This is a genomic window from Shewanella metallivivens, assembly GCF_028750675.1.
GTDB lineage: Bacteria > Pseudomonadota > Gammaproteobacteria > Enterobacterales > Shewanellaceae > Shewanella > Shewanella metallivivens.
This window is the reverse complement of sequence record NZ_JAQQPZ010000002.1, coordinates 432,866-451,054: the sequence shown is the minus strand read 5'-3', so window position 1 is coordinate 451,054 and position 18,189 is coordinate 432,866. Positions and strand designations below refer to the sequence as shown.

Here is an 18,189-nt window from a genome sequence, read left to right as displayed (position 1 = left end):
TTATGATGACCTTCAAACAAGCAACTAAACGCTTACAACACTTCAAACAAACCCGCTGCGCCTTGACCGCCACCAATACACATACTAATCACCACGTATTTAACTCCGCGACGTTTACCTTCTATTAATGCGTGCATCACCATGCGTGTGCCACTCATACCATAAGGGTGACCAATTGAAATGGCCCCGCCATTGACGTTGAGCTTGTCTGCCGGGATCCCCAATTTGTCTGCACAATAAATGACTTGTACCGCAAAGGCTTCATTGATTTCCCACAAACCAATGTCATCCATGGTTAAGCCATTGCGTTCAAGCAACTTAGGAATGGCATAAATCGGCCCAATGCCCATTTCGTCAGGTTCACACCCAGCAACCACCATACCGCGGTAAACACCTAATGGTTTAAGGCCGCGTTGCTCTGCTAACCCACGCTCCATAACAACAACTGCCGCTGCGCCATCTGACAATTGCGAGGCATTACCGCCAGTAATTGAACCATTGTCTTTTACCGCTTTTAAGCCGGCTAAGCCTTCAATAGTGGTTGACGGACGATTGCCTTCGTCTTGAGTTAACGTAACAGGTTCTTGGCTAATGTCACCTGTGTTTTTGTCCATGACCAATTTAATGCAGCTTACCGGTACAATTTCATCATCAAATTTTCCCGACGCCTGAGCAGCAGCGGTGCGCTGTTGTGACGTGAGTGCATAGGCATCCTGGCGTTCGCGCGAAATGTTATAACGATTAGCCACTATTTCGGCAGTATCAAGCATGGGCATGTAAATGGCTGGTCGGTAAGCTTTAACACTTGGGTCTACGGCGCGGTGCATGTTCATTTTATCGTTTTGCACCAAACTGATTGAGTCACATCCACCGGCCACAACAACGTTAGCACCGTCTGCGACAATATGGTTTGCGGCAATAGCAATCGACATCAAGCCTGACGAGCATTGGCGATCAACCGTCATGCCAGCCACAGACACAGGTAACTGAGCAGCCATAGCCACCTGGCGACCAAAGTTCATCCCCTGATTACCTTGAGTCAGCGCGGCACCAAAAATACAATCATCAATCTCGTTGGGATCTATACGTGCACGTTCTACGGCGGCTTTTACTGCTACAGCTGATAATGTAGGCGCTGATAAATCATTAAATGCCCCACGGTAAGCTTTGCCAATAGGCGTGCGGGCGGCTGATACTATGACGGCTTCTCTCATGACAAATCCCTTTCTTGTTATTATTCAATCATTGATTCACTATAAAAATGGTTTGGTGACGTTCTAATCTGCAATGTCTAATGACATATCTATTTAACCTGAGCTCGGGATAAGGGATGAACTTATACTATTTAAAATCAACATGTTACCCATTCTCACTTTCAAGCTTGTCATTTGTTCTGCTAACAAGGCGAATTGACGCGTCAATAGCTAGCCTATTGTAAGTCGATTCAACGCAGTGAGCAGGGCAAAGGACTGTTTGAAAGGCATTTATTATCCCGAGCTCAGGTTATTTACGCCACCTTAATATATTCGTGCTAAGACGACACGGTTTGCGATTTCATGAACGCCATGGCTTTCATGATAAACTTTTCACCTTGTTGCGCACCCGACACTAATGCTTTTTGATTGTCTTGCGCGGTTATCTGGTTCCAATTGTCGCGTACAGCTTCTGGGCTTTGTTTTGCGGTGGGAATAAAGCAGCCGTCGGTTTCAAAAATACTGGCACTTGAATAGCCGCCAGCGCCAGCGCATAGAATAAACCGGTTAGGTGCGGCTTCATCACACAAGGTCAGCATGCCGGCTGTGACGGCCTCTGGCGCAAAGGCTTTAACGATTTCTTCGGGCATTAAATCTTCGGTCATACGGGTGCCCGCGGTGGGAGCTAATGCATTAATACGGATATTATTTTTTGCACCTTCAAGAACTAAGGTATTCATTAAGCCAAGCACTGCCATTTTGGCTGCGCCATAGTTAGATTGGCCAAAGTTGCCGTACATGCCGCTAGATGAGGTGGTCATTACAATTCGGCCATAATGTTGCTGCTTCATGATTTCCCACACTGCTTTGGTGCAGTTAACTGACCCCATAACGTGTACATCCATCACCAGCTTAAAATCATCTAATGTCATTTTCGAAAAAGACTTATCACGTAAAATGCCAGCGTTGTTAATTAAAATGTCGACACGGCCCCATTTGTCCATGGTTTGCTGCACCATGTCTTGCACTTCATCAAAGTTGGCCACATTAGCGCCATGACTGATGGCCTCGCCGCCCATGGCTTGAATTAATTCAACCACCTCTTGTGAGGCTGCAGAAGAGGCGCCGCTACCATCGCGCGCACCACCAAGATCATTCACCACCACTTTAGCGCCGCGTTTAGCTAAAGCTAATGCATGTGAGCGCCCAAGCCCGTTACCTGCGCCTGTTACGATAGCCACTTGTCCTGCAAAACTAATAGTCATCTTGATTCCCCTAATTTGCTGTATCATTTTTATTGTTATAGGTAAGCGTTGTGTTTCATTTTGTGGTTAACGTGATACTTAACCCTTGTTTGTTCACTTAACCATTTGCACCGAAATCCACTCAGCCACTAATGCTGGGGTATCTACGCCTTCTATTTCAATGGTCACTTCAGTTGATAGACGAAATTGCCCAGGCTTTTTTTCTTCTATCGACAAGGTTTTAGCATGCGCTCGAATCCGGCTATTAACGGTAACCGGTTGCAAAAATCGCACTTTGTCGAATCCGGCATTTAATCCCATATAAAAGCCGTCGATGATCACGCTAAACTCCTCAGCAAAATGCGACAGCATGGATAACGATAAAAACCCGTGGGCAATGGTTGACCCAAAAGGCGTGGCTTTAGCCTTTTCTTCATCAACATGAATAAATTGGTGATCTAAGGTGCAATCAGCAAATTGGTTAATCTGCTGTTGATTAATTTGATGCCAATGAGTTGGCGCGGCTTGGTGGCCAATATATTGAGCAATGTCGTTACGATGGATCACTGTTGGCATTTCCGTTCCCCTTGGTACTGTAACAGTACGTTCCATGAATGAAATTTAAGCGATATCTCATGCTAATTGGGGTAAACGAATTAAACAAATGAATAGTTTTGATACTTAGTTATTATCAATATGAATAGTAAATGCTTTTTAGCTGCACGCTTAAAAACAAAAACATTACCCATTTGATGGATAATGTTTAATGACAAATCAACTTAAATTAATATAAATCAATTATATAGTTAAAACCATTCTGGCTGCATATCAAAGCTGGTACTGTCGGTGTGTATTAACAACTGCGACCACAAATTGATCTCTGGTAACTCAACGCGGTAAAAATATTGTGCAGCTTGTAATTTACCCTGATAAAAATACACATCGTCCTGGTGGGGCTGCTCCGCTAAGGCTTTAGTGGCTACAATACTTTGCTTTAACCATAACCAGGCAATAATGACATGGCCAAATAGCTCAAGGTATTTAACCGAGTTGGATAACGCCAAATCAATATTTTTGGTGGCCATGGCGCTTAATACCGCCTCAGTGGTGGTTGAAAGCGTGGTCAGAGCCTCACTAAGCTGCTCAGTCATCTGCTGCAAACCATTGTATTGCTTAGCTTCATCAAGGGTTTTGCGCATTTCATTTAGTGTCGCCTGATAACCCAGCATTTTATTCATTGGCACTTTACGGGTGAGTAAATCTAACGATTGGATCCCGGTAGTCCCTTCATGTATGGGGTTTAAACGATTGTCACGGTAAAACATCTCAACAGGATGCTCGTTAATATAACCGTGTCCCCCCATCACTTGTATTGCCAGTGAGTTGGCTTTAGGCCCATATTCAGATGGCCAGGTTTTAATGATGGGCGTTAAAAAATCTAATAAGGTATGGGCATATTGTCGCTGCTCTTCTGTGGCGGCAGTGTGTTCATCATCGCTTAATTGGGTGCCGTATAACACCAATGCCATTGCACCTTCAGCATAGGCTTTTTGTGCCAGCAGCATCCGCTTTACATCTGCATGCTCGATAATATTGACCATAGGTGATTGCGGATCTTTACACGAAGGTAAGCGTCCTTGAGGTCGGTTTTTTGCATAATCAACTGAATATTGATAACCGGCCACCGCCAGAACCGCACCACTGGTACCCACCATAATGCGGGCTTCATTCATCATGTGGAACATGTACTTAAGGCCACAATGTTCTTCACCAACCAAGTAACCCACTGAGCCATTTTTTTCACCAAAACTCAGTGCTGTAGAGGTTTGTGCCCGGCCGCCCATTTTATGAAACAAACCTGCAAGCGCCACTTCGTTATCTGCACCAATGGATCCGTCATCATTGAGTAAAAACTTTGGCACAACAAACAATGAAATCCCTTTTACCCCTTTAGGCGCGCCTTGAATTCGCGCCAGCACTAAATGCACTATGTTGTCGCTTAAATCATGATCGCCACCCGAAATATAAATTTTATTGCCGCTAATTCGATAAGTGCCGTCATCAGCTTTTACCGCTTTGGTGATTAAGTCACCTAAAGACGATCCACTGCCGGGTTCGGTCATGGCCATGGTGCCCATAAAGCGGCCCTCTCGCATCGGCTTAACCCAAGTGTTGATAAGCTCATCACTGCCATGTGCTTGTAATAAATTAGCGTTGGCAGTAGTCAGCATGTTGTAGCCCATGCCCACACCGCCCGCTACGGTTAAAAACGATGATGCAGCACTGGCAATAATGGGCGGCAGTTGCATGCCGCCAACGTCGTAATCGGCAGTGGCAGAGCCGATACCGGAATGATTAACAGCATCGATTGCGGTTTTTAACTCAGGAATAATATGCACTTTTTTGCCATCAAACGTGGGCTGATGGGTATCAAGTTTTTGGCGAATAGGAAGAAAATGTTTTTCAGCAATGACTTTTGCCGTGTTAATGACTTCATTAAAGGTTTGGCGATCATGATCTTGGTAACGTTCGCGGCTTGCTAACCCTTCACTGTCAAACAGCTCGTAAAGCATAAACTCGAGATCGCGTTCATTCATTAATGTTGCAGGCATAATATTCTCTTCTTATTTTTACGTATTCCAAAGGTGACGGCTAATATCACCGCGGTTTAAAATGCAGACACGCCGCCATCAACGGCAATACATTGCCCTGTCATGTAGGTATTGCTTGGCGATAACATCATGAGCATGACCGCAACAATTTCTTTCGGCTCACCTAATCGATTCATTGGCGCACCACGGGCCATTTTCTTTTGCTTTTCTTCGTCAGCAAAGTTGGTCACCATAGGTGTTAAGGTAAAGAAAGGACAAATGGCATTGATACGAATGTTGTCGCGGCCATATTCAACCGCACCGGTTTTGGTTAAGCCAATTACGGCGTGTTTAGCCATAGAGTAGGCACTGCCTCTGGCTGCGCCGCCTAAACCAGCCATTGAACTGACATTTAAAATGGCGCCCTCACCCTGTTTAAGCATTTGGGCTATTTGATGGCGCATACCAAACTGAACCCCTTTAACGTTAATGGCAAATTGGTGGTCCATTATCGACTCATCAATAATGTGCAGTGGCATAAACTCGTGAGCTATCCCGGCATTGTTAACCCCAATATCAACGCGGCCAAAATACTCAAGCGCGGTATCGACCATGGCTTTACAGGACTCATCTTTTGATACATCGCATTTCATTGCGACCACTTCAGCGCCCGTGGCAGCAATGTCATCAGCCACTTGATGCACGCCAGTTTCATTAATGTCGCTTATCACTAATTTTGCGCCACGCTTAGCCAGTTCCTGCGACAGTAGCTTACCAAAACCTTGTGCAGCACCTGTGATGACGGCAACCTTGCCAGTAAAATCTAATAATGGATCCATGCGAGTAACTCCTGTCATTGATGGTCTTGTTGTTTTGATGGTTATTCAGCGGTGTTGATGACTTGTAATGCCATTTTTGCCAGTGGCGCAACAAACGAACCGACTTTATTGGCGTTTTCGTTAGAGGCATTTCCTTCGGTGGCGCGTTTAGCCACACCTTGAGCAATTGCGGCTAAACGGAAAAAGCTAAACGCTAAATAAAACGCCCAATTATCGATACGTTCAATGCCCATACGCTGACAATATTGGCCAACATATTCTTCTTCGCTCGGAATGCCCAAACTGGCTCTATCGACATCCTTTAAGCCGTCAATCGTCCCCATGCCTGCAGGCATTCGCAGTTGCATACATTGATAAGCTAAATCGGCAAACGGGTGGCCTAGGGTTGAAAGCTCCCAATCAAGCACCGCAATGATCTCAACGTTGTTTTTGGCAAACATCATGTTGTCTAAACGAAAATCACCATGCACAAGACACACACGGCCATCATCTGGCGGTAAGTTGTCTTCAAGCCATTGGATCAACACATCCATCGCAGGGATGGTTTGCAATTCAGTTAAGCGATATTGCGAGGTCCAGCGCCCCAATTGACGCTCATAATAGTTACCTGCCTTACCAAAATCGCTTAGGCCAATGGCTTCAACATCGACACTGTGCAGTGACGCGAGGGTTTTATTCATCGCATCGTACATAGCGGCTCGATGTTCATTGGTGTCAACCTCTGCTAACGATGCACTCCAGTACACCTTGCCATCGCAATATTCCATTAAATAAAACATCGAACCAATCACACTCGTGTCTTCGCACAGGTGATAAACCTTAGCAACCGGCACAGCAGTGTTTTTGAGAGCATCGAGTACGCGGTATTCGCGATCAACCGCATGGGCCGATTTTAATAACTTACCCGGTGGTTGGCGGCGTAATACATACACGCCAGACTGTGCAGTCACTTTATAAGTAGGATTAGATTGCCCACCCGAGAACTTTTCAAGGCTAATAGGCCCTTGAAAGCCATCAACATGTTGCTGCAAATAAGCACTAAGCTTTTCATTATCAATTGGAAACGTATGTGGCATTTGTCAATACTCTTATTATTTGATCAATGAGAGTCATCAATAATAATGGCAGGCCAACTCACCCCAGCGCTTGTTGGCCTGCCGGCAAAGTTATTGCGTCACTTTTTTCACTAAATCACGACCAAGTTGCATCATGTGCACCTGATCAGGGCCATCGGCTAACCGTAGGGTTCGCTGACCAGCCCAGGCATGCGCTAAAAAGGTATCTTGGCTAACACCCACGGCGCCATGACATTGAATGGCGCGATCGATAACATCAAGTGACATGCTAGGGGCGACAATTTTAATCATGGCGATTAAATCTTTCGCCGCTTTGTTGCCTTCTGTGTCCATTTTTTGCGCCGCTTTTAAGGTCATTAACCGTGCCTGTTCAATCTGACAGGCAGATTTGGCAATGTCTTCGCGAACCGATTGCTGCTTAATCATCGGCTGACCAAAAACAATGCGTTCACTGACGCGTTTGCACATTAAATCTAAAGCACGCTGTGCAATGCCAATTGAGCGCATGCAGTGATGAATTCGTCCTGGGCCTAATCGGCCTTGGGCGATTTCAAACCCTTTACCTTCTCCCACAATAATGTTGTCAACTGGCACCCGCACGTCGGTAAAGGTCACTTCAGCGTGGCCTTCAGGCGAATCATCGTAGCCAAACACTTGCATTGGCCTCACCACCTTAACGCCCGGGGTATTCATTGGTACAAGCACTTGAGATTGTTGAATGTAGCGATTGGCATTATCTGGATCGGTTTTGCCCATCACTATCATGATTTCGCATTGTTTACGACAGGCGCCGCTGATGTAAAACTTACGGCCATTGATAACATATTCGTCACCATCGCGAACAATACTTAACTCGATATTGGTTGCATCACTTGAGGCGACCTCAGGTTCGGTCATGGCAAATGCAGAGCGGATTTTGCCCTCAAGCAGTGGCTCTAACCATTGTTTTTTCTGGGCTTCACTGCCGTATTTAGCCAATACTTCCATATTGCCTGTGTCGGGCGCGGCGCAGTTAAACACTTCGGGCGCCCACATGACCTTACCCATAATTTCAGCTAATGGTGCATATTCTAAATTGGTTAATCCGCCACTGTATTGACCGTATGCCACAGGTAAAAACAGGTTCCACAAACCTTGTGCTTTTGCTTTGGCCTTAAGCTCTTCCATTAACGGCGGCGTTGACCAAGGTTCAAGGGCAACTTGCCTGTGCATTTCGTCCTCAACCGGATAAACATGCAAATCCATAAACTCGTTGACCTGGTTAATTAACCCTTGAACTTTTTCGCTGTATTCAAAATTCATATGCTGTCCTTTTACTGGAACTTAGTGCGTAATAAGTGGCGCTAATCAATCGCTGCAAATGGGTTAGCTCAGCGACATCAATGATTTTTTGTTAAACGGCTTAATCTCATTGATGGCATTGGTTTTAATTTTATTTACCCATTGCGGATCAACCAATAACGCACGGCCAATGCCAACTAAATCAAACTCGTCGTTATTTAAACGCACCAATAATTCATCAATGCCCGTAGGGTTTGAAGTGCCAGACAAATCAGCATTGCCTTCGCCAATAAAGTCAGCGTCAAGCCCAACGTTACCCACGGTGATGACAGGTTTGTTGGTCAGTTTTTTAGTCCAACCGGCAAGGTTTAGATCAGAGCCTTCAAATTCTGGAACCCAAAAACGGCGAGTACTGGCATGAAAGATGTCTACACCCGCATCGCTTAATAAGCCTAAAAAGGTGGCTAGCTCTTCAGGGGTTTGACACAGTTTTGCGGTGTAATCTTGTTGTTTCCACTGAGAAAAACGGAAGATAATCGTAAAGTCTTCGCCCACTGCTGCGCGGATGGCTTGAACAATTTCAACGCCAAAGCGAGTACGATTTTCTAGCGAACCACCGTATTTATCATCGCGTTGATTGGTGCCTTCCCAAAAGAATTGGTCAACGAGGTAACCGTGTGCGCCATGAACTTCAATCGCATCAAAACCAATGTTTTTTGCATCAAGCGCAGCTTGGGCAAATGACGCGACGACTTCGTCAATGTCAGCTTGTGTCATGGCAACGCCATTAGGTGCACCAGGTTTGTATAATCCAGATGGGCTGTATGCAGGAGCTTCTTTGTCTGGGCCTATACCGGGCTTTCTCACTGCGCCAACATGCCAAAGCTGAGGCGCAATTTTGCCGCCTGCAGCGTGCACTTCGTCAACCACATGCTTCCATCCGGCTAACGCAGCCTCGCCATAAATGGCGGGTACGTTTTCATAGCCGTTGGCCGCTTTATGGGAAATAAAGGTGCCTTCAGTAATAATTAATCCCACATCCCCTTCTGCACGGCGACGGTAATAACCTGCAACCTCATCATTTGGGACATAGTTAGGCGAAAACGCGCGGGTCATTGGTGCCATTACCGTTTTGTTTTTAAGCGATAATGATTTATTTGAAAACGATTCAAATAGCTTATTAATGCCAGTGTGTTGAGTGCTAGTCATCATTCATTCCTAAAAGTGTTCTTATTATTGATATGGATATTGTTGAGCTGCATTAACCAATCAAATAGCCACCATCAACATTGATGGCAGTACCGGTTGTATAACTTGAAGCGTTTGAGGCCAAATACAACACAGTGCCAGCCATTTCGTCAGGCTGCGCAACGCGCTTCATCGGCACGTGATGCATCATTTGTTTTAAAATGGCAGGATTGTCTACCAATGCTGAGGCAAATTTTGTGTCTGTACCGCCAGGCAGTAAGGCATTAACACGGATGTTAAATTGGGCACATTCTTTGGCAAATGCCTGAGTCATTGAGATCACAGCGGCTTTAGTGACTGAATAAATGCCCTGATAATCACCAGGAATAACCCCATTCACAGACGCCACGTTAATGATCGAGCCGCCGCCACTGGCTTTCATTAATTTTGCGCCTTGCGTCGACATAAAAAAGTAACCGCGAATGTTCACATCAACGGTTTTTTGAAAAGCAGCTAAATCAGTATCAATAATGTGACCAAAATAGGGATTGGCCGCCGCATTATTCACCAGAATATCTAACTTGCCATGTTGCTCCGTAATGGCTGCAAAAATAGCATCAATTTGATCGAGTTCACCAATATGACACGCTATGGCCTGGGCACTGCCGCCATCGGCAATAATTTGGTCTACAACGGCTTGGCATGCTTCAATTTTACGACTAGAAACAATAACGTGGGCACCATATTGCGCCAATACTTTAGCCACACTCTCACCAATCCCTCGGCTTGCACCTGTAACCAACGCCACCTTCCCTGTTAAATCAAACAAATTACCAGTATTCATTTTATGTCCTTGTTGTCGTTATCATGTGTAGCACCGCAGAGGGTGTAAATGCTTATCTGTACCCTTACCTAAAAGTTATCCACTCTTCACCAGCTTGTTCTAAGTGGCTGTAGTTATTGAAATAATCAACACTTAACAATTTTTCCGAAAACAATATCTTAGTGACGCTGGTGTTTCTGGCTTGCTGATTAATGGCCAGGGTTTGTTTATCATTTAGCTGCAACATGTGCTGCAATATGGCTGAAATAGTACCGCCAGAGGTAAACACTAAAATGTCTTTGGCTTGCTTTGCATTACCTTTAACATCAGGTTTGCTACTATTTAATGCTCGCCGAGAAGCGAGCTCTTGTTCAATAATATCTTTCAAAGCGCGGATGCAGCGGCTTTTAAACTGTGGCCAGCTTTCTTTGTATTCCAAATCATGTTTGCCACTCATCCACCGAGTTAATGCCTGATAAAATTCGTGATGAAGGGCTTTTTTGGGATGCTCATATTCCTGTAGTTGCTTGGTTTTTTCTGCAAAATGATGCCATTCACCATTAAACTTTTGCAAAATATCAACATGATCAAATTCATTAAAACCTGAATGTATCACCATAGGCGCAGCGTCAGTTTCTAAGCCTTTAGCAAAATGTGACAAGGTCTGGCCATGGCGTAATAAATCGCCACAATAATATTTACTTGGCAATGGTCGTGAACGCCAATATTGGCCAAGTATCGCAGCTTGATGACTCCCCTTGTCAGACAGTTGATCGTAATCACTACTGCCAAATGAGGCTTGTCCATGTCGGATCAAATAAATCGTTGCCATTGTGAGTCTCTAACTTAATTGTTGCGCGACTGAAAACCATAATGCGCTGAATCGAATCTACTTGACTATGCTAATCCCAAGCTCTAAATTGAACAAATGAATAGTTCTAATACCCTACTATTTGTCATTTAAATAGTTGGTTGTGCATATCATGTTGTTTATTAGCGAGATAACATGCGTTGTGACAAGTGAGTTAATTTGTCATTAATTCAATGGAGTGAGCATGAAAATTGATTTGAATTTGTTTGTGGTGTTTGATGCCATATATTGCGAAGGCAATATTACGAAAGCGGCATCAGTACTCAATTTGTCGCAACCCGCGGTCAGTCATTCTTTAGGTAAATTACGTAATCATTTCGATGATCCTTTGTTTATCAGACAAGGTAACGAAATGCGGCCCACTCCTGTGGCCAAAAATGTGATTGATGACGTGCGAGAAGCCTTGCACCAGTTACAAGTGTGCTTGGTACAATCGAGACAATTTGAACCGCTGACGTCTCGCAAAAGCTTTTCGTTGTCATTACATGGTTCGTTAGAACCCTATTATTTACCCATTTTGCAAGAACACCTTTCGGTCGAATCGCCTGCAATCCACTTAAACAGTAATAAACGCGTGAACCGCAGCGAGTTAGAAAACAAATTGGCCAGTGGTGATATTGATTTAGCCATTGATGCGTTATTACCTGTTAGTAGCAACATTTGCCATACCCAACTGCAACGCGATCAATTAGTGGTAGTGGCTCGCAAAGACCACCCAGCACTGTCCACAACGCTTGATTTAGACACCTACCTGAAACTTGATCATGTATTGGTATCCTCTCGTTCGACAGGACCGGGCTTAGAGGATTTTGAGTTATCACGAATGGGTTATCACCGCAAAATAGCACTGCGTTGTCAGCAGGCTTTATCTGCTTGTAAAGTTATATTAAACAATGACATGCTACTAACCTTACCCAAAACCGCCGCTCAGATGTACAGTGAAATGCTCGACATAGCCACTCATCCCATGCCAGTGGATTTACCCGAAATAGGCATTCATTTGTATTGGCACGTTAATGTCGATAAAGAACCCGCTAACAAATGGCTAAGAAATAAGATGATACTTGCAGCGTCCAATGCCGTTAAATCAACAAAAGATTAGTACCTCGCTAGCCATTAATATCGTATTGACTATTGCTCAGGATGATTCACTCGTCTCGAATATTTTTTGAGCTGGAGAATCATCCTAAATAATACTGACTCGTCAATCCATCCACTATTAGCAGCATCCAATTAACTCAAATGCTGGGTGAAAAAAGCTAACGTTCTTTGCCATGCCAGTTCTGCATTTGCTTCATCATATCTTGCGGTCGAATCATTATGAAACCCATGATTGGTTTTGTCATACATATACAAGGTGTAAGGCACTTTAGCTGCGATTAAGTCTTGCTCATATTCTGGCCAGGTTGCATTAACACGTTCATCAAGTTCAGCTAATTGAATGAGTAACGGTGCTTTAATATTGGCCCTTAATGTTTTTTCAGCCGGTGTGCCATAAAACGGCACCCCAGCTTGCAATAAATCAGGTTTATATGCAGCAAGATGATTGACAATATATCCGCCAAAACAAAAACCAACCGCGCCTAATTTGCCATTACTGCGTGGATTGGCTTTTAAAAACTCAGCCGCTGCGACAAAATCCTGTTCGATTTTAGTTCTGTCCAGCGTGCTTTGCATTTGACGGCCTTCATCATCGTTACCAGGATATCCCCCTAAGGGAAACAATGCGTCGGGCGCTAAAGCGATAAAACCCGCTTTGGCTAATCGCCTCGCGACATCTTCAATGTAAGGGTTTAAACCGCGGTTTTCATGTACTACCAGCACCACAGGTAAGCGCCCTTCTTTATTAACCGGTTCAACTAAGTAACCTCGGCCATTACCATGTCCATAAGGCGAGTCAAAATTAACGTACGTGGCCTTAATATCTGCATCATTAAACGACACTTGTTCAGCCAATGCATAATTAGGTAATAAAGCAGACGTTAACACACTCATTGAATAGCCAAGTGCCACTAACGAACCAAGCTTAGCAATAAAGGTTCGACGATCCATGCCACCATGAGCATAAGCGTCATACCAGTCAAACGCTTGTTGCGGAATCATGTTAGATTTATCTTGTTGCATAGGTTCCCTCTACTTTAAATGTGGCTTGTCGTACATACAAAATATAACAATAGTGTAAGTGTGATACGAAGATAAGAAAATTTACGTTCAATATTGAAAACGATTTCGAGTTTGAGATGGATTCTCAGCAAATAATTTTGTGTAGTCTTTGGTAAATTGTCCTGGATGCCAGAAGCCCCAATTGGCTGCAATCACTGCAATAGGCTTATCTTGCTGCGGTTTTTTTAGCTCTCGCCTAACATTATTGAGGCGGGTTAAGCGTAAAAATCGTAATGGATTAATCCCTAAAATAGACTCAAAACTGTATTGTAAAGTGCGGCGACTCACATGGGTATGCTGACACAATTGGGTGATGGTTATCGCCTGGTGAGGATGCTGCTGAATGTAGTCTTTTGCCTGTTCAACAACCGTTAACCTATGATGATAACTTGGCGCAATCTGTTGGTTTACATGGTTATCAGTTAGTAATGTTAATACCAGAGTGTTGAGTATATCTTGTTGTAATTGCGTGTGTAAGCCCAAATGATTATGGCTGATAAGCTGCTCAATCGTGGTGCGTGTTTGCGCAAGTATTGTAGGATTTGTCGCTAAGCGAGCACAGCATTGATTCGAGACATCTTTAAGCGTTAACCCTTGAATATCAGCCATTGTTAACAATGTGTCTCGATTTATCACCACACCATAAATATCGAAATCATCTGGGGTGATCAATTCAAACTCACAATCACTACTACGGCACATAAAATGATGTGACTCTACTTGTAAGCCATTTATTTTACTGTCGGTAGATAGTGCTGGAATGCCAAGCCATAACGATTCAGGGGCAATATTACACTGCTGCCTGAGTGCCCGCTGTGTAAATTCTTTAAATACGTGTGAATCTGGATAATCAATCCCTTCTATACAACCATAAAACTGACCATTACTGGTTTGATCATAAATTTGCTGCCACAAGGTTAAATTATGTGCCTGCTCATCAACGTCAGTCGTTTGCACTATGTGCTTTTGTGGTGCGTCATGCACGTTGTCGAACTGCATTGGGGCCTCCTTAACTCACATCTTACGCATACCATTTAACAATATTTGACAAAAACCTAACTTTATCTAGCTGAAAATAAACATTAAATCGACTTTTGCCAAAATTTGATAGTCAGTTGGTACGCTTTAAGCTGCGCTAAAACATCAAAGTCATTGGGTTAATCAACATCAGAGCAAAAGCTATACCACAACATAAAGTATTGAGGTTACGAATGGGTCATTCTTATCGCTACACATTAGGTAGCCAAACTTATCAATTTGCCAACTTAGCTGAGCTTATGGCAAAAGCCACACCTCATCGTTCTGGCGATCGTTTAGCGGGCGTTATTGCACACTCTGCAAAAGAACGGGCGGTAGCACAAATGACATTGGCAGACTTACCGTTAAAAACCTTTTTGAATGAGGCATTAATTCCTTACGAACAAGATGAAGTTACCCGGCTGATCCTAGATGATCATGACAGCAAGGCCTTCAGTCATATTAGTCACCTAACCGTTGGCGACTTTCGCAATTGGCTGTTAAGTGATTACGTTACCCCAGAAATCTTGGCGACAGTAAAAATGGGCATTACCCCAGAGATGGCTGCTGCTGTGAGCAAAATAATGCGCAATCAAGACTTGATTCTCGTTGCTAAAAAATGTCATGTCACAAGCGCATTTCGAAACACTATCGGCCTACCGGGTCACCTCTCTACCCGTTTACAACCCAATCACCCAACCGATGATGTTAACGGTATTGCAGCGTCAATGTTAGACGGTTTGCTCTATGGCAATGGCGATGCCGTTATTGGTATTAATCCCGCCACAGATAACGTGGCGCAAGCGATTAAATTAATGACATTAATGGACGAGGTTATCCAAAAATATCAAATTCCGACTCAAAGTTGTGTACTCACCCATGTCACCAATACCATTGAATGCATTGAAGCCGGCGCACCGGTTGACTTAGTGTTTCAATCCATCGGCGGTACAGAGGCTACTAATAGTAGTTTTGGTTTTAACTTAAATACCTTAGCTGAAGCTCAACAAGCTGCACTGAGCCTTAATCGTGGCTCTGTTGGCCAAAACGTCATGTATTTTGAAACCGGCCAAGGGAGTTCATTGTCAGCCAATGCACACCATGGGCTAGATCAACAAACCTGTGAAGCGCGAGCTTATGCTGTTGCACGCAAATTTAAACCATTGTTAGTTAATACCGTGGTGGGATTTATCGGCCCTGAATACCTATTCGATGGAAAAGAAATCACCCGCGCAGGATTAGAAGACCACTTTTGCGGCAAATTACTCGGTTTACCTATGGGTTGCGATGTGTGTTACACCAACCATGCTGAAGCAGACCAAAATGACATGGATAATCTCCTAACCTTATTAGGTGTCGCGGGGTGTTCATTTGTGATGGGTATTCCAGGCTCAGACGACATAATGCTTAATTATCAAACTACCTCATTTCACGATGCCCTGTATGTACGCCGTGTATTAGGTTCTCGCCCATCACCTGAATTTGAACAGTGGTTAATGCACATGAACATCATGCAAAACACCATTTTATCTACAGATTTACCCAGCGCGTTTGCTAAACCATTGCGTGCGTTACAAGGAGGCTGCTAATGAAACCTCCTTCAGATCAGCAAACGGTTTACACATCCACAAACCCAAAAAAATTACAAAATGGGGCCGTCATTGCTAACCCATGGCGAGATTTACGCCAATTTACCGATGCTCGAATAGGGCTTGGCCGCGCGGGAATCAGCTTACCAACAGCTGAATTATTAGCCTTTCAATTGTCACATGCGCAGGCTCGTGATGCCGTTAACTTACCATTAGAGGTAAGTGCGTTAACAGCCCAGCTTAACGCCATTCCGTTATTAGCGAATGCGACTCCTGTATTAGTTGTAGCAAGTCAAGCACATGATCGAGTGACCTATTTACAACGTCCAGACTTAGGCCGAAAACTGGCAGATGCAAGTCGTCACTCATTAGTTAAACATCTCAATCAGGGCGAAGCACCAACACCACGATTCGATTTGGCCATTGTAGTCGTAGATGGCTTATCGTCATTAGCGGTTCAAAGCCATGCTAAACCCTTTATTAATGCATTGTTAACACGACTGAACCAACAGCAAAAACCACTTACCCTCGCCCCTATTACAGTCGTTGAACAAGGTCGTGTGGCCATTGGTGACGATATTGGTGAAATATTTAACGCCCAAATAGTCATAGTGCTTATTGGCGAGCGCCCCGGCTTAAGTTCCCCAGATAGCCTTGGCTTATATATGACCTGGTCCCCAAAAACAGGGCTAACAGACGCTTATCGTAATTGTATTTCTAATATTCGTCCCGCGGGTCTCAGCTTCAATGAAGCCGCAAAAAAGGCTGAATACTTAATAAATGAAGCCAGAAAACGTCAACTTACAGGAGTAGACCTAAAAGATCGCACTCAAGATGATGTGATCGAAAATCAACAACAAACAACTAATTTTTTAATCGCAGAATTATAAATAATAAACCAGGAGAAACATCATGTCAGATAACCAAGAGTATCTTGCCAAACGGCAATTAAAGGGCGGCACCGCAGGCTGGATTTTACTAGCAGGCTTAGGCGTGTCGTATGTTATTTCAGGCGATTTCGCAGGTTGGAATTTCGGTATCGCCGAAGCTGGTTGGGGTGGCTTTGCCATTGCCGCTATCTTAATGGCAGTGATGTATTTAACGTTAGTCCTTTCATTGGCAGAAATGTCAGCGGCAATCCCCGCTGCGGGTGGCGGATACAGCTTTGCACGTCAAGCCATGGGACCTGCTGGTGGCTATTTGACGGGGTTAGCAGTATTAATTGAATACGCCCTAGCACCTGCTGCCATTGTTATTTTTATTGGTTCTGCGGTACAAGAACTGCTTGGCTTTAATGGCCCTTGGGTTTATGCGGTGTTTTATTTAGTGTTTGTTGGCATCCACTTAGCCGGTGTTGGCGAGGCATTAAAAGTAATGATGGTAATCAGTGGTTTAGCGGTACTGGCCATTATTGCTACAGCAGTGGTGTTAGTGGCTAATTTTGATGCCAGTAACTTGTACGATGTTGCCGTTACTGATGCAGCCGGAGCCAGTGAATTTTTGCCATTAGGTTGGTACGGTGTATGGGCAGCATTACCCTTTGCGATGTGGCTGTTTTTGGCTGTTGAAGGTGTACCATTAGCCGCCGAAGAAGCTAAAAACCCAGCAAAGGATGTCCCCAAAGGGATTATTGGTGCAATGATATTTTTATTATTTACAGCCTTGCTCGTGGTGGTATTAGTACCAGGCGTTGGCGGTGCTGCAACAATGGGTGCGAGCGCTGTACCTTTAGTTGATGCATTAAAAGTGACTGGCAATGACAGCTTAGCCACCATAGTCAACATTCTCGGTTTAGCAGGCTTAGTTGCTTCATTTTTCTCGATTATTTATGGGTATAGTCGCCTAGTCTTTGCGTTATCTCGCGCCGGTTATTTACCACGTGCGTTATCGATTACCACTTCACGTAAAGTCCCTGCTCGCGCGTTAATTGTTCCTGCAATATTTGGCTTTATTGCATCACTGAGCGGTGAAGGCGACTTGATGCTAGCAATGGCCGTTGTTGGTGCAACAGTATCGTACGCATTAATGGCGCTTAGCCATATTTTACTTCGTATAAAACAACCAGAATTAGCTCGCCCATACAAAACACCCGGAGGTGTAATCACCTCTAGCATTGCCTTAGTATTGTCATTAATTGCACTAACCGGTGTGTATGCATTTGATCCACGTGCATTCTTGTTCACCATGGGGTTGTTTGTGATTGGTGCGACTTATTACTTTGGCTACAGTTCAAAGCGACTCGTCGCTAAAAATGCTGATGAAGAGTTCGCGATGTTAGCTGCCGCAGAATCTGATCTTTCGATTGCCAATTAAG

At 44.2% G+C, this 18,189-nt stretch carries 16 protein-coding genes; 4 read left to right on the top strand and 12 right to left on the bottom strand.

What is annotated here, in order from left to right; translation table 11 throughout:
• Positions 1-32: 32 nt before the first annotated feature.
• The 10 genes from PQR79_RS04830 to PQR79_RS04785 form a co-directional block, all read right to left on the bottom strand.
• The gene (locus PQR79_RS04830) at positions 33-1,214 is read right to left on the bottom strand and encodes an acetyl-CoA C-acyltransferase (RefSeq protein ID WP_238103790.1); all 1,182 of its coding nucleotides are present in this window, start codon (positions 1,212-1,214) and stop codon (positions 33-35) included.
• Between the two features lie 317 nt (positions 1,215-1,531).
• Positions 1,532-2,458, bottom strand: coding sequence for an SDR family NAD(P)-dependent oxidoreductase (locus tag PQR79_RS04825; protein WP_238103792.1), 927 nt, complete (start codon positions 2,456-2,458; stop codon positions 1,532-1,534).
• Positions 2,459-2,551: 93 nt separating this feature from the next.
• Positions 2,552-3,013: a MaoC family dehydratase gene (locus PQR79_RS04820; protein WP_238103794.1), complete on the bottom strand. Its 462-nt coding sequence runs from the start codon at positions 3,011-3,013 to the stop codon at positions 2,552-2,554.
• 230 nt (positions 3,014-3,243) lie between these two features.
• Positions 3,244-5,049 carry an acyl-CoA dehydrogenase gene (locus PQR79_RS04815; protein ID WP_238103795.1) on the bottom strand — a complete coding sequence of 602 codons (1,806 nt, stop codon included), beginning with the start codon at positions 5,047-5,049 and terminating at the stop codon, positions 3,244-3,246.
• A gap of 56 nt (positions 5,050-5,105) precedes the next feature.
• Positions 5,106-5,867, bottom strand: coding sequence for an SDR family NAD(P)-dependent oxidoreductase (locus PQR79_RS04810; RefSeq protein WP_238103796.1), 762 nt, complete (start codon positions 5,865-5,867; stop codon positions 5,106-5,108).
• A 41-nt stretch (positions 5,868-5,908) separates the two neighbouring features.
• Positions 5,909-6,943: a phosphotransferase family protein gene (locus PQR79_RS04805; RefSeq protein WP_238103797.1), complete on the bottom strand. Its 1,035-nt coding sequence runs from the start codon at positions 6,941-6,943 to the stop codon at positions 5,909-5,911.
• A gap of 90 nt (positions 6,944-7,033) precedes the next feature.
• A complete protein-coding gene (locus tag PQR79_RS04800) occupies positions 7,034-8,245 on the bottom strand; it encodes an acyl-CoA dehydrogenase family protein (RefSeq protein ID WP_238103798.1) in 1,212 nt (403 codons plus the stop codon).
• Positions 8,246-8,308: 63 nt separating this feature from the next.
• Positions 8,309-9,436, bottom strand: a complete 1,128-nt coding sequence (locus tag PQR79_RS04795; protein ID WP_372943317.1) for an NADH:flavin oxidoreductase — start codon at positions 9,434-9,436, stop codon at positions 8,309-8,311.
• Between the two features lie 49 nt (positions 9,437-9,485).
• Positions 9,486-10,256, bottom strand: a complete 771-nt coding sequence (locus PQR79_RS04790; protein ID WP_238103799.1) for an SDR family oxidoreductase — start codon at positions 10,254-10,256, stop codon at positions 9,486-9,488.
• Positions 10,257-10,320: 64 nt separating this feature from the next.
• Positions 10,321-11,067 (bottom strand): histidine phosphatase family protein, encoded by a 747-nt coding sequence (locus tag PQR79_RS04785; protein ID WP_238103800.1) that lies wholly within the window; start codon positions 11,065-11,067, stop codon positions 10,321-10,323.
• A 223-nt stretch (positions 11,068-11,290) separates the two neighbouring features.
• Here PQR79_RS04785 and PQR79_RS04780 point away from each other — a divergent pair, with 223 nt between their 5' ends.
• Positions 11,291-12,208 carry a LysR family transcriptional regulator gene (locus PQR79_RS04780; protein WP_238103801.1) on the top strand — a complete coding sequence of 306 codons (918 nt, stop codon included), beginning with the start codon at positions 11,291-11,293 and terminating at the stop codon, positions 12,206-12,208.
• A gap of 131 nt (positions 12,209-12,339) precedes the next feature.
• Here PQR79_RS04780 and PQR79_RS04775 read toward each other — a convergent pair whose 3' ends face one another.
• Both PQR79_RS04775 and PQR79_RS04770 read right to left on the bottom strand, forming a co-directional pair.
• Positions 12,340-13,230: a dienelactone hydrolase family protein gene (locus PQR79_RS04775; protein ID WP_238103804.1), complete on the bottom strand. Its 891-nt coding sequence runs from the start codon at positions 13,228-13,230 to the stop codon at positions 12,340-12,342.
• Positions 13,231-13,317: 87 nt separating this feature from the next.
• Positions 13,318-14,268: a helix-turn-helix domain-containing protein gene (locus PQR79_RS04770; RefSeq protein WP_238103806.1), complete on the bottom strand. Its 951-nt coding sequence runs from the start codon at positions 14,266-14,268 to the stop codon at positions 13,318-13,320.
• A gap of 212 nt (positions 14,269-14,480) precedes the next feature.
• Between PQR79_RS04770 and PQR79_RS04765 the strand changes: the two genes are divergently transcribed.
• From PQR79_RS04765 to eat, 3 genes are read left to right on the top strand one after another with little or no spacing between them, the layout of a single operon-like run.
• Positions 14,481-15,875, top strand: a complete 1,395-nt coding sequence (locus tag PQR79_RS04765; protein ID WP_238103807.1) for an ethanolamine ammonia-lyase subunit EutB — start codon at positions 14,481-14,483, stop codon at positions 15,873-15,875.
• Positions 15,875-16,765: an ethanolamine ammonia-lyase subunit EutC gene (gene eutC, locus PQR79_RS04760; protein WP_238103808.1), complete on the top strand. Its 891-nt coding sequence runs from the start codon at positions 15,875-15,877 to the stop codon at positions 16,763-16,765. Before PQR79_RS04765 ends, eutC begins: the two co-directional genes overlap by 1 nt.
• Positions 16,766-16,787: 22 nt before the next feature.
• A complete protein-coding gene (gene eat / locus PQR79_RS04755) occupies positions 16,788-18,188 on the top strand; it encodes an ethanolamine permease (protein ID WP_238103809.1) in 1,401 nt (466 codons plus the stop codon).
• Position 18,189: the final 1 nt, after the last annotated feature.